This is a genomic window from Halobacteriovorax sp. GB3 (assembly GCF_028649655.1).
Classification (GTDB): Bacteria; Bdellovibrionota; Bacteriovoracia; order Bacteriovoracales; family Bacteriovoracaceae; genus BSW11-IV.
Genome location: NZ_JAQSLN010000003.1, coordinates 1,270,533 through 1,292,294 on the forward strand (window position 1 = coordinate 1,270,533; position 21,762 = coordinate 1,292,294).

Sequence of the window (21,762 nt, forward strand, 5' to 3'; positions counted from 1 at the left end):
AACGTGGATATTGATAGACCAAACATTCCCCCATTCGTAAAAAAGATTATTGTTCTTCTTGGAATCATTGGACCAGGTCTCATAACAGCAAATATTGACAATGATGCCGGTGGAATTGCAACCTACTCACTAGCGGGAGCAAAAACAGGATTTAGACTTCTGTGGACTCTCCTCCCTATCACTGTTGCTCTCATTATGGTTCAAGAGATGTCTGCAAGAATGGGTATTGTTTCAGGAAAAGGGCTTGCCGATCTAATTAGAGAAAAGTTTGGACTTAAGGTTACTTTCTATACTCTCTTCTTTTTAATTTTTGCCGACCTTGGAAACACTATGGCCGAGTTCGCAGGAATTGCCTCCGCAGGAGAAATATTCGGTATATCCAAGTACATTTCAGTTCCCATTTGCTCGCTCTTTGTATGGCTTTTAATCCTAAAAGGTGATTATAAAATTGTTGAAAGAGTCTTTATAGCGGGATGTACAGTCTATCTAGCCTATATTGTATCCGGTTTTATCATTAAGCCAGACTGGATGGAAGTGACGAAAGCGGCACTGATTCCAAATATTTCATCAATTAACTTCAAAGATATGCCCATTATCGTCGGTCTTGTCGGAACTTCCATAACCCCTTGGATGCAATTCTATATTCAAGCAGCCGTTGTTGAGAAGGGAATCTCTGTTAAGCATTTAACACACTCTAAAATTGATGTTGTCGTTGGCTGTACGTTCATGGTCCTTGTTACCATGTTTATCATAATCTGTTGTGCGGTTACATTGCATGAAGCGGGCGTTCCTATTACAGGAGCAGCCGATGCAGCCGTGGCGCTCGCTCCTTTAGCAGGTCCCTACTCTTCTGTGCTATTTGGAATTGGTCTTTTCAATGCATCTATTTTTGCAGCAGCTCTTCTTCCCCTTGCTACAAGTTACTATGTCTGTGAAGGTATGGGCTGGGAATCGGGAGTGGATAAATCTTTTGACGAAGCACCACACTTCTTTACAATTTTCACGGCCCTCATTGTTATAGGTGCGGCCATGATTCTTATACCAGGAATCAATCTTTTTAATATTTTGATTTGGTCACAGGTCATCAATGGAATTTTAATTCCAATCATTCTCTTGTTCATTATCAATCTCTGTAATGATCCAGATGTTATGGGAGAATATACCAATACAGCGACATACAATTTTTTCAGCTACGGAATTGTCGCTCTCATGATTCTCATTAATTTAGCTTTGATTTATTACGAAGCAATAAGACCGCTTCTGTAAGCTTACCGACTTAGTCGATAAGCTTACAGAGATCAACTGCAATACTATCTTCTACAGTGACTTTTAAAGACTTCTCTAGAGACTCTCCATCTCTTTTATAATAAAGAGTATACTCTTTTGGCGCTGGCTTACCATTCTCATTTACATTAGTGGCAAGTCGAATACCGTATTTTTTAGTAATGGGTAGGCTTTCAACTCTTTGTTCACCAAAGAGGTTAAAAGAGATATTACCAAAGACGCAACGAGATGAAGTAATTAGAACACCATAATAAGCAAACGGCATTCTTTTAATCACAAGCTCATTTCCAGTCTTCTCACTATACGTCGCTTTATGAATAAAGTGTCTGCGATTATTAGTCTCAACTCTTACTGTTACTTCCTGATTCAGTGGAACTTCGATAGCCCCAATGATATCTGGAGTGACCTGTTTTCCATTGACGAAGATTTTCTTATGTCGCTCACGCTCATAATTAGTAATAAGTAGGCTTCCCATTTCTTTAACTTGAGAAGGCACTCTATTTGAATCATCTTCTACTGTAGTGCTCGTTGAACCAGCAACATTAGGAACTTCTTTGCGCCCCTCTAAGTATTGATAACCTCCATAGGCAACAACACCAGCAATTGCAGCAGCAATGAGTCCTCCAGTAGAACTTTTCTCTTTTTTCTTAATTTGGCGTACAGATGTTCCAGACTTTCTTGGATTCTTATTCAAGCTTGTGACATTCGTTCTCGTCTTGCTCGATGAAACCTGTCTCTTAGTATTTGTATCACCAATTTCAAGTTCAACCTCTGTCTTCTCTGATGGTGAAGCACTGGCCTTTGAATTAGGTTTTGCTACAGCACTTTTAGTTGAGCCTTTAATACTGGATTTAACCGTAGATCTTGTTCTTTCCTCTTCAAAACCAAAGTCGAGAACAACCTCAGCACTTCTTTGTTTCTGCTGTGCTGAATTTGATATTGTTGATTTATTTGATCCTGAACGAATCATCTCAAAGTACTTGCGCACATCGATTTTTCCGAAACGAAAGAGTCTCTCTCTGTCTTTGCGAATTTCATCTTTAAAGACTGAGTTAATGAGATGAACCGTTTGCTTTGAAGAAAATTGAGGATATTTCTTATAAAGAAACACTTTCAATGTATCACCAAAGTCTTGCATATCTTTGAATCTCTTTTCTCGATTCTTTTGCAAGGCCTTCAATACAATCAGATCAAGTTCTTTTGGAACTGCTGGATTGATTTTTGACGGTGGAATGATTTTACATTCCTGTATCTTCTTTAGAACTGCTAAATCATTCGCGGCCTTAAATAGCTTTTGACCAGTTAGCAATTCCCACAGAGTGATCCCAACAGCGAATTGATCATAACGATGATCGAGCTTCTCACCTTCTAGATATTCAGGTGCAAGATAAGAGAGCTTCCCCTTAATCGTACCCGCTTGTGTCGCTTCAGAACTTTTTTCTGACTTCGCAATACCAAAGTCAATGACTTTAACAGTTCCATCAAAGTTAAGCATAATATTATGAGGAGATATATCTCTGTGGATAATATTTGCTTTTTGACCTGTTAGCTTATCAGTAAAGTTGTGTGCGTAATGAAGAGCAAAACAAACATCTGAAACGATATTTGCCGCAACAGAAGGTGGAAAGAATCCTTTAAACTCGCCATCTTTGATTTTTTTAATTTTATCAGAGTATTCTTTTAAGTTACGTCCATCGAGGTATTCCATTGATACGAAGAGTTGCTCGTTATACATACCACTATCAATGATCTGAACAATATTTGGATGGTGTAATTGGAAAGTTAGACGAACTTCATCATCAAACATTTGCTTGAATGAATCATCTTTTGAATATTGGGGTTGAACCATTTTAATCGCAACAATTCTCGACTCCTGTTCAGTTAACTGAAAGGCGCGACAAATCTTTGCCATTCCCCCATCAACCAGGTGGTCTAAAATTAAATAATTGCCAAAAAGTTCATATTCGTCTTTTACGTCTGCCATAGAGTACACTCTCCTAGTTACTCATTTCGGCATTTTAAGCTGAATATTTAGCGACTAACACATGGATATAAAGAATTCTTTAAATTTATCTTTATTTCAACAAGTTAACAGATTTGTATCCAGGAAACGTCACTGATAAGTCTTTTGACTTTTCCTCTTTGCTACAAAGAAGGTTGAGACTGTAAAGCTGGAGTGAGAGCAGTTCGAAGTCTGGATGCAATTTGATATTTCTTTGGAAATTAGGCAACAAATACTCTTTATAACCCTGGCGTTCCATATCAGAGAAGAGCATACGTTTAGATATTTTATCTGAATCAAGGTGATAACTTAGAACAAGGTAGTGGTCTCTACAGTCAGCAAGAAGCGCTTTTTCCGAAGGAGAAAGCCACTTACGAAAACGAGTATCATCATCTAACTTAGTGATTAAAAGATCAAATTGAAGAGTTAATTCGTGAAACCATGAAATACGTTTAAATTCTAGAGACTCATCCCACTGACTTGTCTTATAGACACCTCTTTTAAGAGTAAACTCACCTTCTTTAATGATATTTTTAGAAAGGTTTGTACAAGAGATTAAGAAAAGTAGACTGAAAAGAAGTCCTAAACGCATATTATTCACCTTATTTTATTTTTTATCCAATTATAAAGGGCCTGAAAAAATTTGTCTCTATTTAATTCATTAAAAAGGTCGTGTCCAAAACTTGGCAACTCGAGAGAATCGAAGAGCCTCTTATCTCCGCCCTTGATAAAGAGTTTTGTCATGTCATGATCACAAAAATAGTCTCTCCATCCTATGACAACAAAGGTCGGAACATCAATATAATATGAAATTTGTCTTAGTTTTTTAGATGTCGAATAGACTTCCTGCAACAAAGAATTTGAAATGAAGTGATTCACAAGAGGGTCACTATCGTAGGCCATGGCCTTGACTTCATCCTGAGTTAACTCTAGACCATGTATATGGTAAGGAACACGCACTTTCTTTGTCAGAGATCCAAAAATAGATTCATCCATTTTCCCTAGATAACGAGGAAACTCCATTTTCAATCGAATACATGGATTAGTTAAAATGAGCCCCGTAATTCTCTTAGAAAAATCTTCTGAATAAAGAGAAACATTATTTAAAGCAACTAAACTCCCTACTCCATGTCCGAGAACAAATGTAGGAACTTCACTATTCACAATAGAACTCAAGTAATGTTGTAAATCTCGAGAATAGTCATTAAAACTTTCAACATAACTTCTTGCTCCACTACTCAGTCCATGACCTTTTAAATCAATCCAAGAAATGGCCAAATCATCCAATTTCTTTTTTTCAAGAAATGAAACGATTTCTAAATAACGGCCGTGATGCTCACTAATATCATGAATGATAATGAGATGGGCCTTCGCTTCTTTATCTGGAGAATAAGTTTTAAAATAGATTTTTTCTTTGGAACAATGAGAAGGGAAATTTCCTATATTAAATTTCCCTTTCATTTTTTTTTCTTTTATTTGAGCTTTATCATTAAACATCGTATGTATATTGTTCGATCACAGTCTTGGCACCCGTATTCAATTCACTAAAACGAATTGAAAAACCTTGGCCACCATCGAGTAATCTAACAATTCTTCCTTCAGCAGTAAATCGCACATCACTATTATCAGGATGTACATTAATTGAAACAGAATCACCTACTGCTGCGGGAAAATCAGAAACTAAGATCTGCATTCCACCAACAGAGATATCGCGACAAATACCTTCAAATACTTCTTCATTATCATGAAAGAGAAGTCTCGCCACAAATGGCCTTCTAACATCAACTCTTCTCTCTGTCTCTTCAATAATTGGAGGAGCCGTTTGAAAAACTTTTTCAAAGATTGGTAGATCTGCTAGAAAAGTCCAGTTCTCCATCCCATGAACAAAGATAAAAGTCTTTTCATTGATTCTATTTTCGTCAAAAGCTCTTTTTAATTGTTTCATATTATAAGGGCCATACTCTGTCTCAGTCGCGCCACGATCAATACCAATCTTGATCATAAAAACTCGATCACTTTCAGAGATTGAATCCCAATCAACACCTCGTTTAATTTCTCCAAAATCAATCGTAGGAATTTCCTCGATGGCATCATCTGTTTGTTCGAGAATGTGCTGTAACTCAGAGACATCTTTTAGATGAACCCAATTATCAAATCCTTTTTTCCAAACATAGCTATCTGGACCGAGGACTTCATCAGTCACTAAATCCTTTAAGTCAGCTTCCCTAACTGGACCAACTCTTTCACTTCCCTGTACATAATACCAATTCACCATTGCGGTACTCCCCTAAATAAAACGATCAACCCCTATTTTAAAGCTTTGAAAAGACTAACTTAACAGGGAAAAAAACGCCGCGAAGCAACACGTTTTTAAATAAAAATGAAAAGCTCAAGTTTATTCAGAAAATTTCCGATAAGCCATTGAGCTCTAATATCCTAAGGATAATTTATGAAAGTAAAATTTCTTCTTATACTCACGCTAACTCTTCTTTTTTCTTGTGGAAAAGAACAGTTTTCAATCAATACCCTAACTGATCAGGGCACTGTTCCTGAAACCAATACAATTAACAACTACAAGTGTACAAAATACACTCTCGTTCGCCCTGAAGTTGATTTGCTCTTTCTTTGGGACAACTCTTCAAGTCAATTTAATACAAAAGCTGAGATCAAAACAGCTCTGAACAATGTCATTAATAATATTTCCAATCGCTTTGATTACAACGTGCTTATGGCACCTCTTATTGGAACTGGAAATAGCAATACCTACTTTTTTAGCTACTCAGGTCACACGCCGGGATCAGGTATAACAAAAATAGATAAAAGTAATGCTGCCAATGTGCTTGGAAATTTTCCAACAGGTGGAGCAACTGAAGAGGCAGGGGTTCAAAGAGCAGTTGATCTTTTACAGAATAACCAAACCAATGGTGTCTTTAGAGATGGCGCTTATACAATTGTCGTTGTCATGTCCAATGAAGATGACAACTCATATAATCAAAGTAAAAACTTTGAAACACCACAGTTCAAGGACCCTTACATTAAGGCCAAGACTCAAGACCTTCTATGTTTAAGAGGAAATTACTCTCCAGATAGTACGAAATACAGTAGTAGTTTTTCGACGTTTGGATCAAACTGCACAGGGGCGAATCGACTGAATAGCCCTATGATGAGATTTATCTCTATCACGGCACTTGGTTCTTCATCGAGTTGCCAAGCGACAGTTGGAAGCCACAATAAAGGTGTTGTTTATAAAACTGTTTCCAATAGTATTTATACAACAAGCTACACAAATGATATTACAGCTCCGACAGATCAAAATTCGAGAGTCTTCTATTCAGGTGAAACCAACGATGCCTATGATATTTGTCGTGGAAATTACCAACACATCTTTGACGGTGTAAATAATGCGATTCAAGATACAGTACTGAAACATAAGTACCAATACTGGCCAGTTGCTGATTCTTCGACATCAATCGATAAGGCTACAATTAACGTACAAACAAATACTGGAAAGCAATTCTATCCAATTGATGATGATCTAACGATCTCAACTGATTCAAGTGGAAAAGATACAGATCAATATGGAAACCCAGTCAATGGATTTCGCTACTTCAATACGAATCAAACGGTTAATACGAGATTCTACCCATCAGCAGGAGAATCATATACTGGAAAAGTCATTGAGCTCTATGGTGATGCAAAAGAAGTCGTATGGCCTGAATGCTTTATGGTATCAGCGAAGGCACCAAAAACTTACTACGGCTATATCTCAATGAACTCAAAGCCAGTTGAATCAACAATTAAAGTAACGATCAATGGTGTCTCGATTCCACAAAGCTCGACTAATGGATGGCAACTCGTAAAGACCAATGGAGAGGCCGCCTATATTGAACATCAAAATATCAAAGTCAAAGGTGCAAGTGATAATAGCGAAGCTATTCCGGGAATCTTTGAAACAGGCTACTTTGTTAAGCTCTATGGAAGTGCTATTTATACAGATGGTGCGACGAAATCAGTTAATTATGAGCCCGCTGGGCAATAGAATATAAGAGCGAAGTACACCTAGTACTTCGCTCCATTTGTCTTAGATAAGTTTACTTGATCAACCATTCTTTGCAGTTTAATCGCCGGATATAATTTTTTAATTAACCCGTAATTGATAACGGCAACCTTCTTATTGAGATCCCCGACAATAACATCATCAGAGAGCTTGGCCAATACGGCATCTTGAAGATCTCCTTCATTAAGGGCAATCCCCTGCTCTTCACCAATACGAATAATTTCACCCATATCACAGAGAACTTCTCCATCACGTAGCTCTCTTCCTGGATAAGCAAGAAGAGGTTTACCGGCCGAGTCTTTCGTTGGCCCTGGAGGATTTTTCGTATAGTAATCAATAAAGACGCTAAAGAGCTGAAGACAGCGATCTCCAATAACAATTTTTTTAGCATCTTCTTTTAATCTTTCACTGTTAATAAAACTTAGCATCCCCTTTAAAGTCTCAGGACTTTTCAGCTGGATGTGTTTTGGTTGCCCTTCATCGTCAGCAACGATATCAAGGAAGCTTCCTTTTTGCATAATTTGAAAAAATTCTTCAAACTTAATTTCCTGAATATTGAAAATATCAAAAGTATAAAATTTCAGACGATTCAGGTGAACTTCCCACATTCCACTCTCTTTCTTTTCACCATGTGATTTAAAAGTGAGATAGAAAACAGTAAGAAGACGAGTGATATCCTGATTATTAAAAAATTTGTAATCAGCAACTTTTCCACTACCAGCAAAGCCTACAGAGTTACTTTCAAGCTCTTTTACGCGATCATTTGTCTTTCTTAAACGATCAGCAAGAGTTGTAATAATCGTTCTAAACCATGGGTTTAGATTTTGAATTGTTTTATGAAAAGCATTAAAAGAAATCTCGATAACTTCAGTCGTGACAATGGCCTGAGCAGAACATGATCTTCTTCTCGACTTTTCATCGAAGTAGGCCATCTCCCCTAAAACTTCACCTGCACGCAAGATAGCAAGTTCAACAAACCCTCTTCCCTTTGGAAGAAAGAGCCTTAATTGACCTTTTTGAATAATGAAAAGAGATTCAGCGGGATCGTTTTGCTTGAAAAGAGTTTCACCTGGTTTTAAAACTCTAATCCCTGATTTTTTTGAAGCGGCAGCTTTTTTCTTTGCTGCAGTTTTTTTAACCGGCGTCCCTGCCATAATTAACCCTTAGTCTGAGAGTTGAGAGAGAGCATCCTACTCTCTCTCATATTAAATTAAAGTCTTTCTACAATTAAACTAAGTGCTTCACCACCACCAATACAGATTGAGGCCATTCCGTATTTTGCAGATTTTCTTTCCATCGCATTCATAAGTGTAACGACAATACGAGTTCCAGAACATCCAATTGGGTGACCTAGAGAAACACCACCACCAAAAACGTTTACCTTAGCATGATCGATATTTAATTCTTTCATTGCTGCCATTGTAACCGTTGCAAAAGCTTCGTTAACTTCGAAAAGGTCAATATCTTCTAGTTTTAATCCAGCTTTATCTAATGACTTTTTCATTGCTTCTACAGGAGCTGTTGTAAACCAAGTCGGGTTTTGAGCATGTGAAGCATAAGAGACGATTTTAAACTTAGCTTGGTCTTTATATTCTTCACCAGCTAGAACAACTGCCGCTGCTCCATCATTAATAGTCGAAGCATTTGCCGCTGTAATCGTTCCATCTTTTTCAAATGCTGGACGAAGAGCTGGAATCTTATCAAATTTAGCTTTGAATGGACCCTCATCTTCCTCAACAACAGTCTCGCCTTTGCGCCCTTTGATTATAACAGGTTCAATTTCGTCCTTAAATACACCTTCTTTAATGGCATTTTGTGCCCTTTTAAACGATTCAATTGAGAAATTATCTTGGTCTTCTCTAGTGAATTCGAATTTACGAACACACTCTTCCGCACAATTTCCCATAGGACGATCTGAGTAAACATCCCATAGTCCATCCCATTGCATAGCATCTTTCATTTCAGCTGCACCAAACTTAGAAACTCCCGTACGAGAATTCATAATAAGGTGTGGAGCTAGTGACATATTCTCCATTCCACCGGCCACAACAACTTGATTGTCACCTGCAAGAATTGACTGTGCACCCATAATGATTGTCTTTAGACCTGAACCACAAACTTTATTAACTGTTGTAGCAGGTGTTGACTCAGGTAGCTCAGCAAAGAGAGTCGCTTGACGCGCCGGAGCCTGCCCTACACCAGCAGTAACAACGTTCCCCATGAAGACTTCATCTACTTTAGAACCATCAACATTGGCCTTCTTTAGGGCCCCTTGAATTGCCGTGGCCCCGAGCTTTGGAGCTGGCACGCTTGAAAGCGCTCCTAAAAAACTTCCACTTGGTGTACGTGCACCAGATAAAATATAAACACTCATAATTCCCGTCCTTTTTACTCTGATAATTATTCGCTCCATTAAAGCATAAACGATAAATAACGTTAAGACTCTAAGCAGCGATACTATCTCATTTCAACGACTTGGCCCATTAAACTTTTCTTGTTCATGCCCCGATAAGGAGTATTGTGACGAATCCTTGTTATTAGATATGCTGCCGCAAAAAATGAAATGAAATTAAGGTCAATGATGAAAACCAACATGATTCTCATCCTCTTTTTTCTGATCACGACAAGTGTCCAGGCAAACTACTTTCTATTAAAGAAAGGATTTCTAATCACAGAAAGAGGAACTGTCGTTCCTGCAATATCAAAAATGGAAAAGAAATATAGTCCAAAGTTTTTTCCAAGAGACTATGAATTGTACTTTGAGAGTGAAAAAAGCTATCTCAATTTTCTAAAAGAAGCTTCTATTGTTAGAGAAAAAAGAGGAATTAATTGTCACGAATACATACTCTATAAAGGCGAGATTGTTGTTCACAAACGTTTCAATAGAATGGAACAATGCTTTGAAAAAGAATATGAAAACTACAGTTGTAATCTCATAGAAGAAAAAAATGAAATAAATGCTAGCTATACGATTTCCTATGAAACAAATCTCATAAGAAATTGCCTCATGCACCTGACTTATCAAGGTGAAAGAATCAATAATCAGACAGAAATGAAAGATTGCAAAGAAGTGAAAATTTCATTTCGAGACCTCAACTATCCAGACAGAAGAGATAATTCATCGATTCAAGATCTCTACTACGTAACGGATAAAGGACTTGTCGCGAAAATTCATAAGCAACCCTTTCTTGAGGACTATTATAAAAGAGATGGTAAATTTTATTTTGAAACGAAGAAGGCCTACAACCAATTTAGCAGTGACACAAAAGTTTTTTACAAAAGAGAGCAAAAGCTCATTGGCTTTGAATGTATAGAGATCACGAGTATAAATGGCTTTGAGAAGAGGCGTTCCGTTAAAAATACTCTTTGTATCAATTTATAAAAAAACTTAGAACCAAGAGAAGTTCTTCATCAAACTTCTAATTTTCTTTCTCATTGGAATTAAAATATGTTTTTTGTATCCACTATATTGTCGAGAATAAATTTTTGAAACCCGATACTGATCATATTCGCTCCACCAACGTATTTCACCGCAATTTAATTCAACATTCTCCGAGATATTCTTAATCATGTTCCCAACATCTAACCCATAAAAAACCGATTCTAAATGAGATAAGATAACTCGACTTAATTCAGGCTTTAATCCAAGTTGACGGCAAGAAGACCTTGCAGCGATCATATTCATAAGAGAAAGAACACTTCCTCTAACTTCTTCACTTTTAATGCGTTCTTTAAGATGAGGAACCGTTTCAAAGACTTGATTTCTCTTTTCTTTGGAAGCAACACTTGAAGAATAAATAACAATCGCATCTAAAAAGGATGACTCTGATTTAAAAGAGAAACTTCCATCCACTTCTGCGTCACGATAGAGATTCGTAAAGATCTCGATAATGACTTGACTGAAAAAAGGATGAAAATTCTCAATCATACTCGCACCATAAGTATAGCGAATCCCACCAGAAGAGAGAAAATCGAGAACAGTTTGCTTATAAGTATTGATAAGATGATCGATCTTCTCTCGCCCCTCTTTTTTCGTATGAAGCTTTGAAGATAGTAAGTAAGCATTTTTTAAATCATCATAGTTGTTATGCTTATCTGATAAAGAAAGAACTCTATCCCACACCTCTTTAGCAAGGTTATTTAAATCTAAAAGAGAATCCCAATCATTGCTCTCTAATAGAAACTCATAGGACAGGTGAATACTCTCTCTAGTTGGAAACCCATAATTAAGTCTAATTGTCCTTGGCATATTTTGAATCGGTTTAACCCCGAGGGCCAAGTCGGGATAACTTCCAAACTCATCAACCAAAAGCTCTTTACCTAGATGATAAAAGACAAGTTTCTCACTCAAATCAAGACGAGATTTTCCATAGTCCTGATCCTTAGAAGAAACGCCATAACGAGAATCATAGAGATAACTTTTTCTAAACTTTGGCGGGAATCCCCTCTCACACATGATCTTCTCGAGACTATTACTTTTAAAAAAATGCTCTAACTTAAAATCTCCGACCTGCTGATATTGTCCATCACAACTATCGTTTTGATAGATACTAACTTTCTCAAACCCATAAACAGAGAATGAGAAAAAGGCCTGAAGCGCGCAGAGAAGAGAGAGATAGAATAGTACTTTTATCTTTAAGTTCAAATCAATACCCTGCCCAATCAGTCTTTTTAAATAGTTTAACCGCCTTTTTTCTAAAAGGGATGAGAATATCTTTTTCAAAATATTTATAAGCAGCATTATAAAGAATCGAATGAACCTTTCTGCCCATAAGCTCTGTCTTTCCACAATTGAGACTTAGATTCCCTTGTGTATTTTTGAAGATATTCGAAATTTCAGTACTGTATAAATAGTTATTCATACTAGAAATGATTGAACGACTTAATTCGGGCTTTAATCCTAACTGAAAGCAATTCTTATTCGCTACCGCCATATTAATCAATGAGAGTATACCTGCTTGATACTCAAAGTGTTGATAGGCATTAGATGATATTTGAAAAATTTCTCTTACCTTCTTATCGTATTTTTCATTAACAAAAAGCGAGGCATAAAGAATTTTCGAATAGCTATAAAGATCAGCATCCTTTATTCGTCTCTTATCAATAAGGGAGCTGATGAATGATTCAGAGTAAAATTCAATGATCGTCTGCATAAAGAAAGGGTGAAACTCACTAATAAGTGAAGCACCATATGTATAGCGAACTCCACTCGAGCTTAAAAAGTCCAATACACTTTTTTGGTAGTTAAAAATAAGTTCGTCAATTTCTTTTCTTCCACTTCTTTTTGAATGCAACTTTTTGTCGAAAATATAGGCATTCTTTAATGAATCATAATCATGATGTAAATCAGACATCGAAAGAACGGTTTTCCAAACATTAGCAGCTTGTCTATTTAATTCATAAATACCGTCCCAATCATTACTTTCTAACAAAAAGTCATAGGACAAGTTAATATCTTTATAATAATCAAATCCATATTGTTGCCCTAAAAAATCTTCTGAAAATACAGGATAATGTCCATCTTTTGAAATATGAACGTTAACACGCTTAGAAAGGTTTACATGTGAAAGAGAAAAAGACTCAGAATTTCTTATAACTGGTGCGTCATAATTTTGAACATTAGAAGGCACTCCATACTTATTTGATTGTATCGACTTTCTATTTTTATGATCCGGAAACATTCTTTCACATAAACGGTATTCAAGACTATTTTCATCTATCGGATTTACGATCTCTACGGTAGTGGCCAGAGATACTTTAATTCCAGGGCAGTATCCTTGCTCATTAACTTCAAAGTTAATTGCAAACGCCTTCACAGAAGACAAAAATAATAAAGAGAGTGCAAAATTTATCTTACCCATTTATAATTCATCTCCCAATCCACAGAATCCAAAAAGCGTTTTCCATTTTCCCTAAAAGGTTTAACGATGCTTTTTCCAAATTGCGGATAATAAATATTATAAATTCTTGATTGTAATTGAATGTCTGGAAAAAATAGACTATCTACATTTCCACAACTCTGTCTTATATCAGATTTTAGATACATCATGATTTGCTTTGAAACCTGTCTATACTTATCAGTATGAATTCCTAGTAAGACTGAACGAGAAATTTCCGGTTTGAGGCCAAGTTGTAAGCATTCTGTTTCAGTTGCGGCCATACTCAATATAGAAATGATTGCTCCACGATGTTCGTATTTAGAAAGTAGCTCTTCAAAATTTTCAATCCAGTGAGAATAAGCAATCATCATATTAGGATTTGCAATGAGAGTTGCATTCAAAAGCTGATAATCAAGTCTAAAATTGAACTCTGAAAATCTATCTCTATCAACGAAATCAATTGCAAAGAGTTCAGAAGCAAACTCAATCACAATTTGTAAAAAGAAAGGGTGAAAATGATCAATAAGAGAAACACCATACGTATAACGCCCACCACTTGATGAAAGAAAATCAAATACATTTTTCTGATATGCTTTGATCATATGATCTATCTCTTTTCTGCCTTTTCTTTTTGAATGGAGTTTTTTTCCAAAAACATAAGCATTTTTCAAAGAGTCATAGTCTTGGTGAATATCAGATTTCTCTAAAATCAAATCCCATATTTTTGAAGCCTGAATATTTAAATCCAATAGGCCTTGCCAATCCTGTGATTCGATTAAATAGTCATAAGATAGTGCAATTTCATTAGGCCAATCCGTATCAAAACCATATTCCTCTTCAAAAAACTTAGGATATTTTGGATATTCCCCATCACTCGAAACATTGACAAGAATAGGAGTTGTAGTAAATTCCATGGACGCACGCAGAACTTTAAAATGATCGATCTCTTTTATTTTAGGTGCACGATAATTTTGAGCTCGAGATGGAACTCCATAATCACGAGATGCGAGAGCTTTTTTATCATTCAAATCAGGAAATAGTCTCTCACAGAACTTGGCTTCAAGAGAGTTTCTAAAAAAAATGTTTTTATTCGCTTCATTGAAACGCTTATCTTCGCATGTATTATTCTTATCAATCCGATAATTCGAGGCACTACTTTTTAATGAGATAAGTGAGCAAGAAAAAATGATGAGAATCAAAGAGGTCTTCATAGCTGAACCTCCTTCCAATCAATTTGTCTCAAATCCTTTTCTGCTCTCTTTCTAACAAGCTTCAGATAAGATTTATTAAAACTTCCAATAGCGCTATTATAAAAGTTTGTCGGACTTAGAAAGCAATTATAAATGAGATTTTGCTGAATATTTGTAAAAATATGATTTACACTTAGTTCATAGATAACAGGTTTAAAATGAATTAAAGAATTAAGACTAACCTCAGGAAGGAGACCAATTTGATCACAATTTTTATTCGAGGCCACCATCGCAATCAATGAAACGAGGCTCCCTTTAAACTCTCTTTTTCGATACAGGCTTTCGTCTATATTTTCAATTCTTAAAATATTTCCAATGAGTTCTTCATCACCCAAGATTGATCCATAGAGAATCAGAGAATCTTTTTGAAGTTGTTCAGCATCAAATCTCCTTCTATCAATACCTGCATATAAGAAAGACTTAGAAAATATTTCGACCAGAACTTGAACAAAGAAGGGATGAAATTGATCAACAAGTGAAGCACCATAAGTATAATGAACACTACCAGAAGAGAGATAGTCATAGACTTTCTTTTTAAAGTTTATAATCTCTTTTTCCAATTCCTTTCTGATCTTTCTCTTAGAATGAAGTTTATTCCCTTTTAGATAAGCACGATTAAGCTCTTCATAGCTTTTGTGTAGATTAGTTGTCTTTAGTAACTTCTTCCATAGTCTATGTGAATCATTATTGAGCTCTACAAGAGAATCCCAATCATTACTCTCTAATAAGTACTCGTATGAAAGATGAATATCGTCAATTCCATCAAGGCCATAAGAAATGTCTCTCCCATAGACATATCGATCTCCACGATCAAAGCTTGGATAGCTTCCTTCAAGAGATACTTGTAATTTCTTTTTAAAATTAAAAAGAGCGGCCGCATAATGGTGAAAAAGAAGTTCAGTCTTATCAGTAAGCTTCGTTTCACTATATGAAGCCGCGGCCAAGAGACTTGGCGAGCAGAAAGTAAAAAATAGAATTAAACAAAGCTTTTTCATTAAACAACCTGTTACAAGGTGATACATCTGTCCATTTTTTACACAGAAAACCTTTAAATTTGGATACTTAATCAAGTATTTCGTTATTATGTTGCATGTATAGTGCCAAAGGTTTTCTCTTTGAGCTCGAACATAAACAAACAAGAATGGACCAATTGAACTTCTTTAGAATTCGTTACGTTTTCTAAAGAGCTTGAGCATATCTTTATTGAGACCTTTATATTCTGAATGATAGAGATTCGAATAATAAATTCCATACTCTTCATCCTTTCCAATTCCACAGTTATGAGCAATATTTCCGCTAATATTAGTGAAGATCTTACTCACTGTCTGGTGATAATAGATAGGATCAAAACCTAAAAACAAAGTACGACTGATTTCCGGTTTGAGACCAAGTTGAAAACAATCTTTTGTTGCCGTCATAGAAAGTAATGAAAGAAGACTCCCTTTTACTTCATTATTAGCAAAGTAAGTATTCCACTGAGTGTCATCGTTCGAAACTAAACGAATCACTTCCTGGTCACCAAAAGCTGCAACAAAGAGCGCCAATGACTCTTTTTCATAGTCATGTCCTTTCTTTCTTTTACCATCGACTTTCGCATAATTGAAAGAACTAAAAAACATTTCTAAAAGGACTTGAGTAAAGAATGGGTGGAATGAATTAAGCATCGAAACACCATAGGTATAGCGAATACTTCCAGAAGAGAGAAAATCGTAAACTTGTCTTTTGTAAGCTTTAATCATCTTATTTATCGATCTTCTTTCCAACCAGTTTGAGTGTAACTTCTCCCCTTGAATATAAGCATTATTCAGTTCATCATAAGAACTATGAAGATTTGATTTCTCAAGAATAGATCTCCACATTACTGAAGCTTCCTTATTCAGCTCCAGTATCATTTCCCAATCGTTACTTGTTCTCACGTAATCCAAGCTTAGATCAATTACTGTCAAAGAATTAAAACCATATTCTATATCGATTTTCATATGACGATTAATCGACTTTTCATTTTTTATAACTTCTGGGTGTTTTCCATTTTTTGAAACAAGAATTTTTCCAGGTGTACTTTTGTGAAAGATAGAATTTCCTGAAGAACTAGGAATTCCAAGGTAGCTTTGTACAGAAAGCTTCTCATAATCAAAACGGCTCTTATAATGTGATACAATAGCTTCTTCAAAATAATCAATTTTAAAGTCATCGTAATTTTGAAAAGCTGATGGCACACCAAACCTTTGATCATACAAAGATCTCCTCGTTGCATCGGCAGGAAACATTCTTTCACATAACCGATACTCAAGTGAACCTTTTTGAATATTAATAAAAGCACCGCTGTTTTTCACATTAATCTTTTCGCAATGTCCCTCATCGTCTCTAACAAAAGTCGATTGCCCCAGTGACTCTGAGGCCAATAGGAACAGAGAAAACAAAACGGATAATTGAAGAAAACAATGCTTTTTCATTAAACAACCTGTTACAAGGTGATACATCTGCCCATTTTTTAGACAGAAAACCTTTAAATTTGGATACTTAATCAAGTATTTCGTTATTATGTTGCATGTATAGTGCCAAAGGTTTTCTCTTTGAGCTCGAACATAAACAAACATAACTGGCCCAAAAAAGCCCCTTGAAAGCCCTGCTTTTTCAAGGTATTACCATTAATTCAAATTTAAAGGAGAACAACAGAATGTTATCGAGAATAGAACACGATAAACCAGCACTTAACCTACCCGAGCAATGGAAAGAAAGTGTGACTGAGCTTCTACAAAACTCATACGGGACACAATGTTCAAAGAAGAGTAAAGTTTTTGAAGTTTATGGACAGTCCTACCCAAGTGAAGTGCTTGTGATGGTATGTCTCCTTGATGCCAATGATAAAATGGCCACACCTATCTCATATTTCGCTTCGGCAAATCTAGATGATAAGACAAATCCTGAAAAAATCATGGATACTCTTGTTGATTCTGTAGGTGTTTTCTTTGACGAGTATTTTCAAACGGAAAATTGGGATGATTACACAAATCAATGGAATGAGACAAAAATGAATAACGTTGATTTCTATTATAAGACAACCAGAGAAAATGTTGGTCTAACACTCAAGGCCGATGAAATTTTAAAATTTGTATAAAAAAAGCCCCGATTAATTCGGGGCTTTTTTTATTCTTCAAATTGTGGCTTATTTTGAGCTTTCGTTTCGTAGGCGATATCAGAATCGTCTGAATCATAAGCATCATCGTCCATATTGAAGTCATCTTCATCAGCATCAATATCAAGTTCTTTAAGAATACTGAAAAATGATTTTTCATCATCAAGATCACCAAGGATTGATTCGATGTACTTCATTGGATATTTAGCAACAAGCTCTTGGATAAATTGCTGTAACTTACCTTCTTCAAGAATGGCCTGCTTACGTTTAATTTCTTTCCAATTTTTGATGTAGTGAAAACGACAATAACCCATTGTTGTGGCCGGGTTATCACATGCCTTCTCAATACACTCATCAATACTATTAAAGAAGAAATCGATTGTTTTAATCGCATCAAAGATATCTTTAAGCTTATAGTCTTCAGCAAGTCCTACAACTTCCTCAGCTACAACTTCTTTAAGGTCCTTAATCAGCTCATTTTTCTTTTTCTTAGTCATATCGAGAACAGGCTCTTGCGCCTCCTCTTCTTCAAGACCTAGATCAAGTTCAAGCTTTTCTTCTTTTGCTTTTTTCTTAGATTTTTTTTCTTCAACAACTTCAGCAACTTCTTCTTCAACCTCTTCAAGCTCTTCAACTTCTACTTTTGCAGATGCTTTCTTAGCTGTCGCTTTAGTCGTTTTCTTTTTAGCCGTTGTTTTTTTCTTTTCAGTCGCCTTCTTTACAGGAGTTGCTTTTTTAGCAACTTTCTTAGCGGCAACCTTCTTAGCAGTTTTTTTCTTTGCAGCAGGAGCTGCTTTTTTAACAGTCTTCTTTTTTGACGTGGCTTTTTTTGCAGTCGCCTTTTTAGATGCTGTTGTTTTCTTAGCAACTTTCTTTGCAACTTTTTTAGCTGTCTTCTTTTTAGTTGCTACTTTTTTCGCAGTTTTCTTAGAGGCCGTCGTTGTCTTCTTTTTAGAAGCCGAAGTTTTCTTAGCAACCTTTTTAGCTGTCTTTTTCTTGGCTGTAGAAGCTTTTTTAGCAACTTTTTTCGTTGTTTTCTTCTTAGCAGTAGAAGTAGCTACTTTTTTCTTAGCAGTTTTCTTTGCTGTCTTCTTTTTAGAAGTTGCAGTTTTCTTTTTGGCCATATTAACTTTCTCCAAGATCTTTTTTACTAAGCCCATGAGATTTATTTACTTATAGAAAAATGGGGATGCTTCAGCATCCCCATAGTGATTACTATGAACTTTAAAGTTCTGATCTTTATTCGTATCAAAAACTGCTTAATTGAGCAATACCGTTATTGAACTTCTTTAATTTCGTTCGCAGCAATAACGATTCTTTGCACTTCACTTGTTCCCTCATAGATCTCAGTAATTTTCGCATCACGAAAATATCTCTCTACAGGGTATTCTTTAGTATATCCATTCCCACCACAAAGCTGAACGGCCTTAGTAGCGATCCACATTGATGCTTCAGCAGCGAAGAGCTTCGCGTGAGCAGATTCTTTTGTGTAGTTCTTCTTCTCATCTTTTAGACGCGAGGCTTCATAAATAAGAAGTTTAGATGCTGCAATCTTAGTACTCATATCTGCAAGCATAAATTGTACACCTTGCAGATTTGAAAGCGGTGCTCCAAATTGAATTCTCTCAGTTGTATACTTTCTTGCATACTCAAAAGCAGCTCTTGCAATTCCAAGTGCCTGAGAAGCAATACCAATACGTCCACCATCAAGAGTGGCCATAGCTACTCTAAAACCTTTCTCGTAATCACCAAGAAGGTTCTCTTTTGGAACTTTAACAGAATCAAAAGCAAGTTGTGCTGTCGAAGACCCCTTAATACCAAGCTTATCTTCGATTTTAACGATGCTATAACCTTCAGTAGCCGTCTCAACGATGAATGCTGAAATACCTTTGTAATTTGGTGTCTTTGTCGTTTTAGCAAAAACGATAGCAATATCTGCTTCGCGACCATTTGTAATCCAGTTTTTCATCCCTGTGATTTCGTAGTGGTCACCCTTATCTTCAGCAAATGTTGTCAGTGAACCTGCATCAGAACCAGCACCTGGCTCAGAGAGAGCGAAACAACCAATATGCTCACCTGAAGCTAGTCTTGGAAGGTACTTTTTCTTTTGCTCTTCTGTTCCAAAAGCAAGAATTGGCCATACACAAAGAGATGTGTGGGCCGAAACAAGTACTCCTGTTGAAGCACAGGCTTTAGAAAGCTCTTCAACGATAAGAGAGTAAGATGTGTAATCCATCCCGGCTCCACCGTATTCTTCTGGAATATATGAACCTAGAAGTCCATTTTCACCAAGCTTAGCGATTAGCTCAGCTGGAATTTGTTGATTCTTATCGATGTCATGTGCTAGTGGTGCAACTTCTGCTTCTGCAAATTTTTGAACCATGTCACGAATTTCTTGAAAATCACTCAAGCTCATTTTTCTCCCCTTATTTCCCTGTAAATTTTGGTGCTCTTTTTTCCATAAAAGCAACGGTTCCCTCTTTCATATCTTCAGAGTTGAAGATATTTCCAAAAGCTCGTGCTTCCACATCTAGACCTGCTGCAATAGTCAGATCATTTCCTTCATTCATCACTTTCTTCGCTTCATAAACAGCAAGCGGTGAATTTCTCATCATCTTAGAAAAATACTTTGTCGCCGCTTCCATCATCTCTTCCTTTGTTTCAAAGAGAGAGACAACAAGTCCAATTTGCAGTGCTTCTTGCGCTCCTACATTGCGTCCAGAGTATGTAATTTCCTTTGCTCTATTTCTTCCTACAAGTTTCGATAATCTTTGAGATCCCCCAAAACCAGGAATCAAGCCAAGCTTCACTTCAGGTTGTCCAAAAACAGCAGTATTTGTCGCAAAAATAAAATCACAACTCATTGCCATCTCACATCCACCACCAAGTGCGTACCCGTTAACACAGGCAATGACTGGAACATTTAAAGATTCAAAAAGAAGCGTATTTTCCTGACCAAGACGAGCAAATGTCTCAGCTTCAGAAGCACTCATTGTAGTCATTCCTTTAATGTCAGCTCCTGCAATAAACGCCTTGTCGCCAGCACCTGTAAGAATCAAACCCTTAACTAGTGAAAAGTCAGTGTTCTTTTCTTGAATTTCTTTTAAAAGAGCATTCAATTCAGTGTGGACTTGCTCGCTTAATGCATTTAAAGCTTTTGGGCGATTAACTGTAATCGTTCCAATGTCACTTTCAACGCTAAATTCAATCGTTTCAAATTTAGTTGTTATAGTCATAAAAACCTCTACCTACTTTTCTTCCAAGTCTTCCTGCAAGTACGTATTTTTTTAGAAGTGGACATGGTCTATACTTTGTATCGCCTAGCCCATCGTGAAGAACTTCCATAATGGCAAGACATGTATCGAGACCGATGAAATCGGCAAGAGTAAGGGGACCCATTGGCTGGTTTGTACCAAGCTTCATGGCCACATCAATATCTTCAACAGAAGCAACACCTTCATAAAGTGCATAAACTGCTTCGTTAATCATTGGCATAAGAATTCTATTAACAGCAAACCCTGGAACATCTTCAGCTCTTACAAATGTCTTTCCCATTTTCTCTGAAACAGCTTGAACAGTATCAAATGTCTCATCACTTGTTTCAAGGCCGCGAATTCCTTCAACTAACTTCATTACAGGAACTGGGTTCATAAAGTGCATCCCAGCAACATCTGCTGCACGCTTTGTAACAGCAGCGATTTCTGTAATAGAGATTGATGATGTATTCGTCGCTAGAATTGCTCCATCCTTAACGATCTCATCAAGATTCTTAAAAATCTCAAATTTAATTTTCTTATTTTCAGTTGCTGCTTCGATAACAAGATCACAGTCTTTAACAGCATCAAGAGATGTAGATACTTCTAAATTGGCCATTGTCTTAGAAACAAAGCTTTCATCCCACTTTCCTTTCTCAACTCCTCTATCAAGTTGTTTTTTAATAAATCCATGACCTTTTTCAAGTCCTTCAGCAGAGATATCATACATAACAACAGAGTAGTCACTCATGGCCGCTACTTGAGCAATCCCACGCCCCATCTGACCAGCGCCTACAACACCGATTTTCTTGATGTCTTTCATAAATAATTCCTTTTTAAATGTTCAAAAAGTGTGATGTTCAAAATAAATCCTGCGGATCATACCTGTTTGAAATCAAA

General features: G+C 36.4%; 19 protein-coding genes. 4 read left to right on the top strand and 15 right to left on the bottom strand.

What is annotated here, in order from left to right; all coding sequences use genetic code 11:
- Positions 1-3: 3 nt before the first annotated feature.
- Positions 4-1,266: an NRAMP family divalent metal transporter gene (locus HBN50_RS12485; RefSeq protein WP_273870489.1), complete on the top strand. Its 1,263-nt coding sequence runs from the start codon at positions 4-6 to the stop codon at positions 1,264-1,266.
- A 10-nt stretch (positions 1,267-1,276) separates the two neighbouring features.
- Here the strand turns inward: HBN50_RS12485 and HBN50_RS12490 are convergent, their stop codons facing one another.
- The 4 genes from HBN50_RS12490 to HBN50_RS12505 form a co-directional block, all read right to left on the bottom strand.
- On the bottom strand, positions 1,277-3,268 hold the full coding sequence (locus HBN50_RS12490) for a serine/threonine protein kinase (RefSeq protein ID WP_273870490.1): 1,992 nt from the start codon (positions 3,266-3,268) through the stop codon (positions 1,277-1,279).
- 91 nt (positions 3,269-3,359) lie between these two features.
- On the bottom strand, positions 3,360-3,878 hold the full coding sequence (locus HBN50_RS12495) for a hypothetical protein (RefSeq protein WP_273870493.1): 519 nt from the start codon (positions 3,876-3,878) through the stop codon (positions 3,360-3,362).
- A 5-nt stretch (positions 3,879-3,883) separates the two neighbouring features.
- The gene (locus tag HBN50_RS12500) at positions 3,884-4,747 is read right to left on the bottom strand and encodes a serine aminopeptidase domain-containing protein (protein ID WP_273870495.1); all 864 of its coding nucleotides are present in this window, start codon (positions 4,745-4,747) and stop codon (positions 3,884-3,886) included.
- A gap of 28 nt (positions 4,748-4,775) precedes the next feature.
- The gene (locus HBN50_RS12505) at positions 4,776-5,561 is read right to left on the bottom strand and encodes a GYF domain-containing protein (RefSeq protein ID WP_273870497.1); all 786 of its coding nucleotides are present in this window, start codon (positions 5,559-5,561) and stop codon (positions 4,776-4,778) included.
- Positions 5,562-5,735: 174 nt separating this feature from the next.
- Between HBN50_RS12505 and HBN50_RS12510 the strand changes: the two genes are divergently transcribed.
- Positions 5,736-7,325 carry a hypothetical protein gene (locus HBN50_RS12510; protein WP_273870499.1) on the top strand — a complete coding sequence of 530 codons (1,590 nt, stop codon included), beginning with the start codon at positions 5,736-5,738 and terminating at the stop codon, positions 7,323-7,325.
- Positions 7,326-7,345: 20 nt separating this feature from the next.
- Here the strand turns inward: HBN50_RS12510 and HBN50_RS12515 are convergent, their stop codons facing one another.
- Both HBN50_RS12515 and HBN50_RS12520 read right to left on the bottom strand, forming a co-directional pair.
- A complete protein-coding gene (locus HBN50_RS12515) occupies positions 7,346-8,497 on the bottom strand; it encodes a Crp/Fnr family transcriptional regulator (protein WP_273870501.1) in 1,152 nt (383 codons plus the stop codon).
- A 56-nt stretch (positions 8,498-8,553) separates the two neighbouring features.
- Positions 8,554-9,717, bottom strand: a complete 1,164-nt coding sequence (locus HBN50_RS12520; protein ID WP_273870503.1) for a thiolase family protein — start codon at positions 9,715-9,717, stop codon at positions 8,554-8,556.
- A 189-nt stretch (positions 9,718-9,906) separates the two neighbouring features.
- Here HBN50_RS12520 and HBN50_RS12525 point away from each other — a divergent pair, with 189 nt between their 5' ends.
- Positions 9,907-10,725, top strand: coding sequence for a hypothetical protein (locus HBN50_RS12525; RefSeq protein ID WP_273870505.1), 819 nt, complete (start codon positions 9,907-9,909; stop codon positions 10,723-10,725).
- A 6-nt stretch (positions 10,726-10,731) separates the two neighbouring features.
- On the opposite strand, the gene HBN50_RS12530 is transcribed toward HBN50_RS12525, so the two are convergent.
- The 5 genes from HBN50_RS12530 to HBN50_RS12550 all read right to left on the bottom strand — a co-directional run bounded on the left by HBN50_RS12530 (position 10,732) and on the right by HBN50_RS12550 (position 16,952).
- On the bottom strand, positions 10,732-11,988 hold the full coding sequence (locus HBN50_RS12530; protein WP_273870507.1) for a hypothetical protein: 1,257 nt from the start codon (positions 11,986-11,988) through the stop codon (positions 10,732-10,734).
- 1 nt (position 11,989) lies between these two features.
- Complete coding sequence (locus tag HBN50_RS12535) at positions 11,990-13,204, bottom strand: hypothetical protein (RefSeq protein WP_273870511.1); 1,215 nt, start codon at positions 13,202-13,204, stop codon at positions 11,990-11,992.
- Positions 13,192-14,433, bottom strand: coding sequence for a hypothetical protein (locus HBN50_RS12540; RefSeq protein WP_273870514.1), 1,242 nt, complete (start codon positions 14,431-14,433; stop codon positions 13,192-13,194). The genes HBN50_RS12535 and HBN50_RS12540 overlap by 13 nt, the downstream gene beginning before the upstream one ends.
- The gene (locus HBN50_RS12545) at positions 14,430-15,494 is read right to left on the bottom strand and encodes a hypothetical protein (RefSeq protein WP_273870517.1); all 1,065 of its coding nucleotides are present in this window, start codon (positions 15,492-15,494) and stop codon (positions 14,430-14,432) included. The genes HBN50_RS12540 and HBN50_RS12545 overlap by 4 nt, the downstream gene beginning before the upstream one ends.
- A 138-nt stretch (positions 15,495-15,632) precedes the next feature.
- Positions 15,633-16,952, bottom strand: coding sequence for a hypothetical protein (locus HBN50_RS12550; protein ID WP_273870519.1), 1,320 nt, complete (start codon positions 16,950-16,952; stop codon positions 15,633-15,635).
- A 197-nt stretch (positions 16,953-17,149) separates the two neighbouring features.
- Between HBN50_RS12550 and HBN50_RS12555 the strand changes: the two genes are divergently transcribed.
- Positions 17,150-17,590 (top strand): hypothetical protein, encoded by a 441-nt coding sequence (locus HBN50_RS12555; RefSeq protein ID WP_273870521.1) that lies wholly within the window; start codon positions 17,150-17,152, stop codon positions 17,588-17,590.
- Between the two features lie 29 nt (positions 17,591-17,619).
- On the opposite strand, the gene HBN50_RS12560 is transcribed toward HBN50_RS12555, so the two are convergent.
- From HBN50_RS12560 to HBN50_RS12575, 4 genes are all read right to left on the bottom strand, one after another.
- Positions 17,620-18,732 carry a hypothetical protein gene (locus HBN50_RS12560; RefSeq protein ID WP_273870523.1) on the bottom strand — a complete coding sequence of 371 codons (1,113 nt, stop codon included), beginning with the start codon at positions 18,730-18,732 and terminating at the stop codon, positions 17,620-17,622.
- Positions 18,733-18,884: 152 nt separating this feature from the next.
- On the bottom strand, positions 18,885-20,024 hold the full coding sequence (locus tag HBN50_RS12565; protein WP_273870524.1) for an acyl-CoA dehydrogenase: 1,140 nt from the start codon (positions 20,022-20,024) through the stop codon (positions 18,885-18,887).
- Positions 20,025-20,034: 10 nt separating this feature from the next.
- On the bottom strand, positions 20,035-20,844 hold the full coding sequence (locus HBN50_RS12570; RefSeq protein WP_273870525.1) for an enoyl-CoA hydratase/isomerase family protein: 810 nt from the start codon (positions 20,842-20,844) through the stop codon (positions 20,035-20,037).
- Positions 20,828-21,685, bottom strand: coding sequence for a 3-hydroxybutyryl-CoA dehydrogenase (locus HBN50_RS12575; protein WP_273870526.1), 858 nt, complete (start codon positions 21,683-21,685; stop codon positions 20,828-20,830). The genes HBN50_RS12570 and HBN50_RS12575 overlap by 17 nt, the downstream gene beginning before the upstream one ends.
- Between the last annotated feature and the right edge of the window lie 77 nt (positions 21,686-21,762).

Coding starts and splice junctions, on each gene's coding strand:
- HBN50_RS12490 (WP_273870490.1), bottom strand. CDS start 3,268: ATGGCAGACGTAAAAGACGAATATGAACTTTTTGGCAATTATTTAATT.
- HBN50_RS12495 (WP_273870493.1), bottom strand. CDS start 3,878: ATGCGTTTAGGACTTCTTTTCAGTCTACTTTTCTTAATCTCTTGTACA.
- HBN50_RS12500 (WP_273870495.1), bottom strand. CDS start 4,747: ATGAAAGGGAAATTTAATATAGGAAATTTCCCTTCTCATTGTTCCAAA.
- HBN50_RS12505 (WP_273870497.1), bottom strand. CDS start 5,561: ATGGTGAATTGGTATTATGTACAGGGAAGTGAAAGAGTTGGTCCAGTT.
- HBN50_RS12510 (WP_273870499.1), top strand. CDS start 5,736: ATGAAAGTAAAATTTCTTCTTATACTCACGCTAACTCTTCTTTTTTCT.
- HBN50_RS12515 (WP_273870501.1), bottom strand. CDS start 8,497: ATGGCAGGGACGCCGGTTAAAAAAACTGCAGCAAAGAAAAAAGCTGCC.
- HBN50_RS12520 (WP_273870503.1), bottom strand. CDS start 9,717: ATGAGTGTTTATATTTTATCTGGTGCACGTACACCAAGTGGAAGTTTT.
- HBN50_RS12525 (WP_273870505.1), top strand. CDS start 9,907: ATGAAATTAAGGTCAATGATGAAAACCAACATGATTCTCATCCTCTTT.
- HBN50_RS12535 (WP_273870511.1), bottom strand. CDS start 13,204: ATGGGTAAGATAAATTTTGCACTCTCTTTATTATTTTTGTCTTCTGTG.
- HBN50_RS12540 (WP_273870514.1), bottom strand. CDS start 14,433: ATGAAGACCTCTTTGATTCTCATCATTTTTTCTTGCTCACTTATCTCA.
- HBN50_RS12545 (WP_273870517.1), bottom strand. CDS start 15,494: ATGTATCACCTTGTAACAGGTTGTTTAATGAAAAAGCTTTGTTTAATT.
- HBN50_RS12550 (WP_273870519.1), bottom strand. CDS start 16,952: ATGTATCACCTTGTAACAGGTTGTTTAATGAAAAAGCATTGTTTTCTT.
- HBN50_RS12555 (WP_273870521.1), top strand. CDS start 17,150: ATGTTATCGAGAATAGAACACGATAAACCAGCACTTAACCTACCCGAG.
- HBN50_RS12560 (WP_273870523.1), bottom strand. CDS start 18,732: ATGGCCAAAAAGAAAACTGCAACTTCTAAAAAGAAGACAGCAAAGAAA.
- HBN50_RS12565 (WP_273870524.1), bottom strand. CDS start 20,024: ATGAGCTTGAGTGATTTTCAAGAAATTCGTGACATGGTTCAAAAATTT.
- HBN50_RS12570 (WP_273870525.1), bottom strand. CDS start 20,844: ATGACTATAACAACTAAATTTGAAACGATTGAATTTAGCGTTGAAAGT.
- HBN50_RS12575 (WP_273870526.1), bottom strand. CDS start 21,685: ATGAAAGACATCAAGAAAATCGGTGTTGTAGGCGCTGGTCAGATGGGG.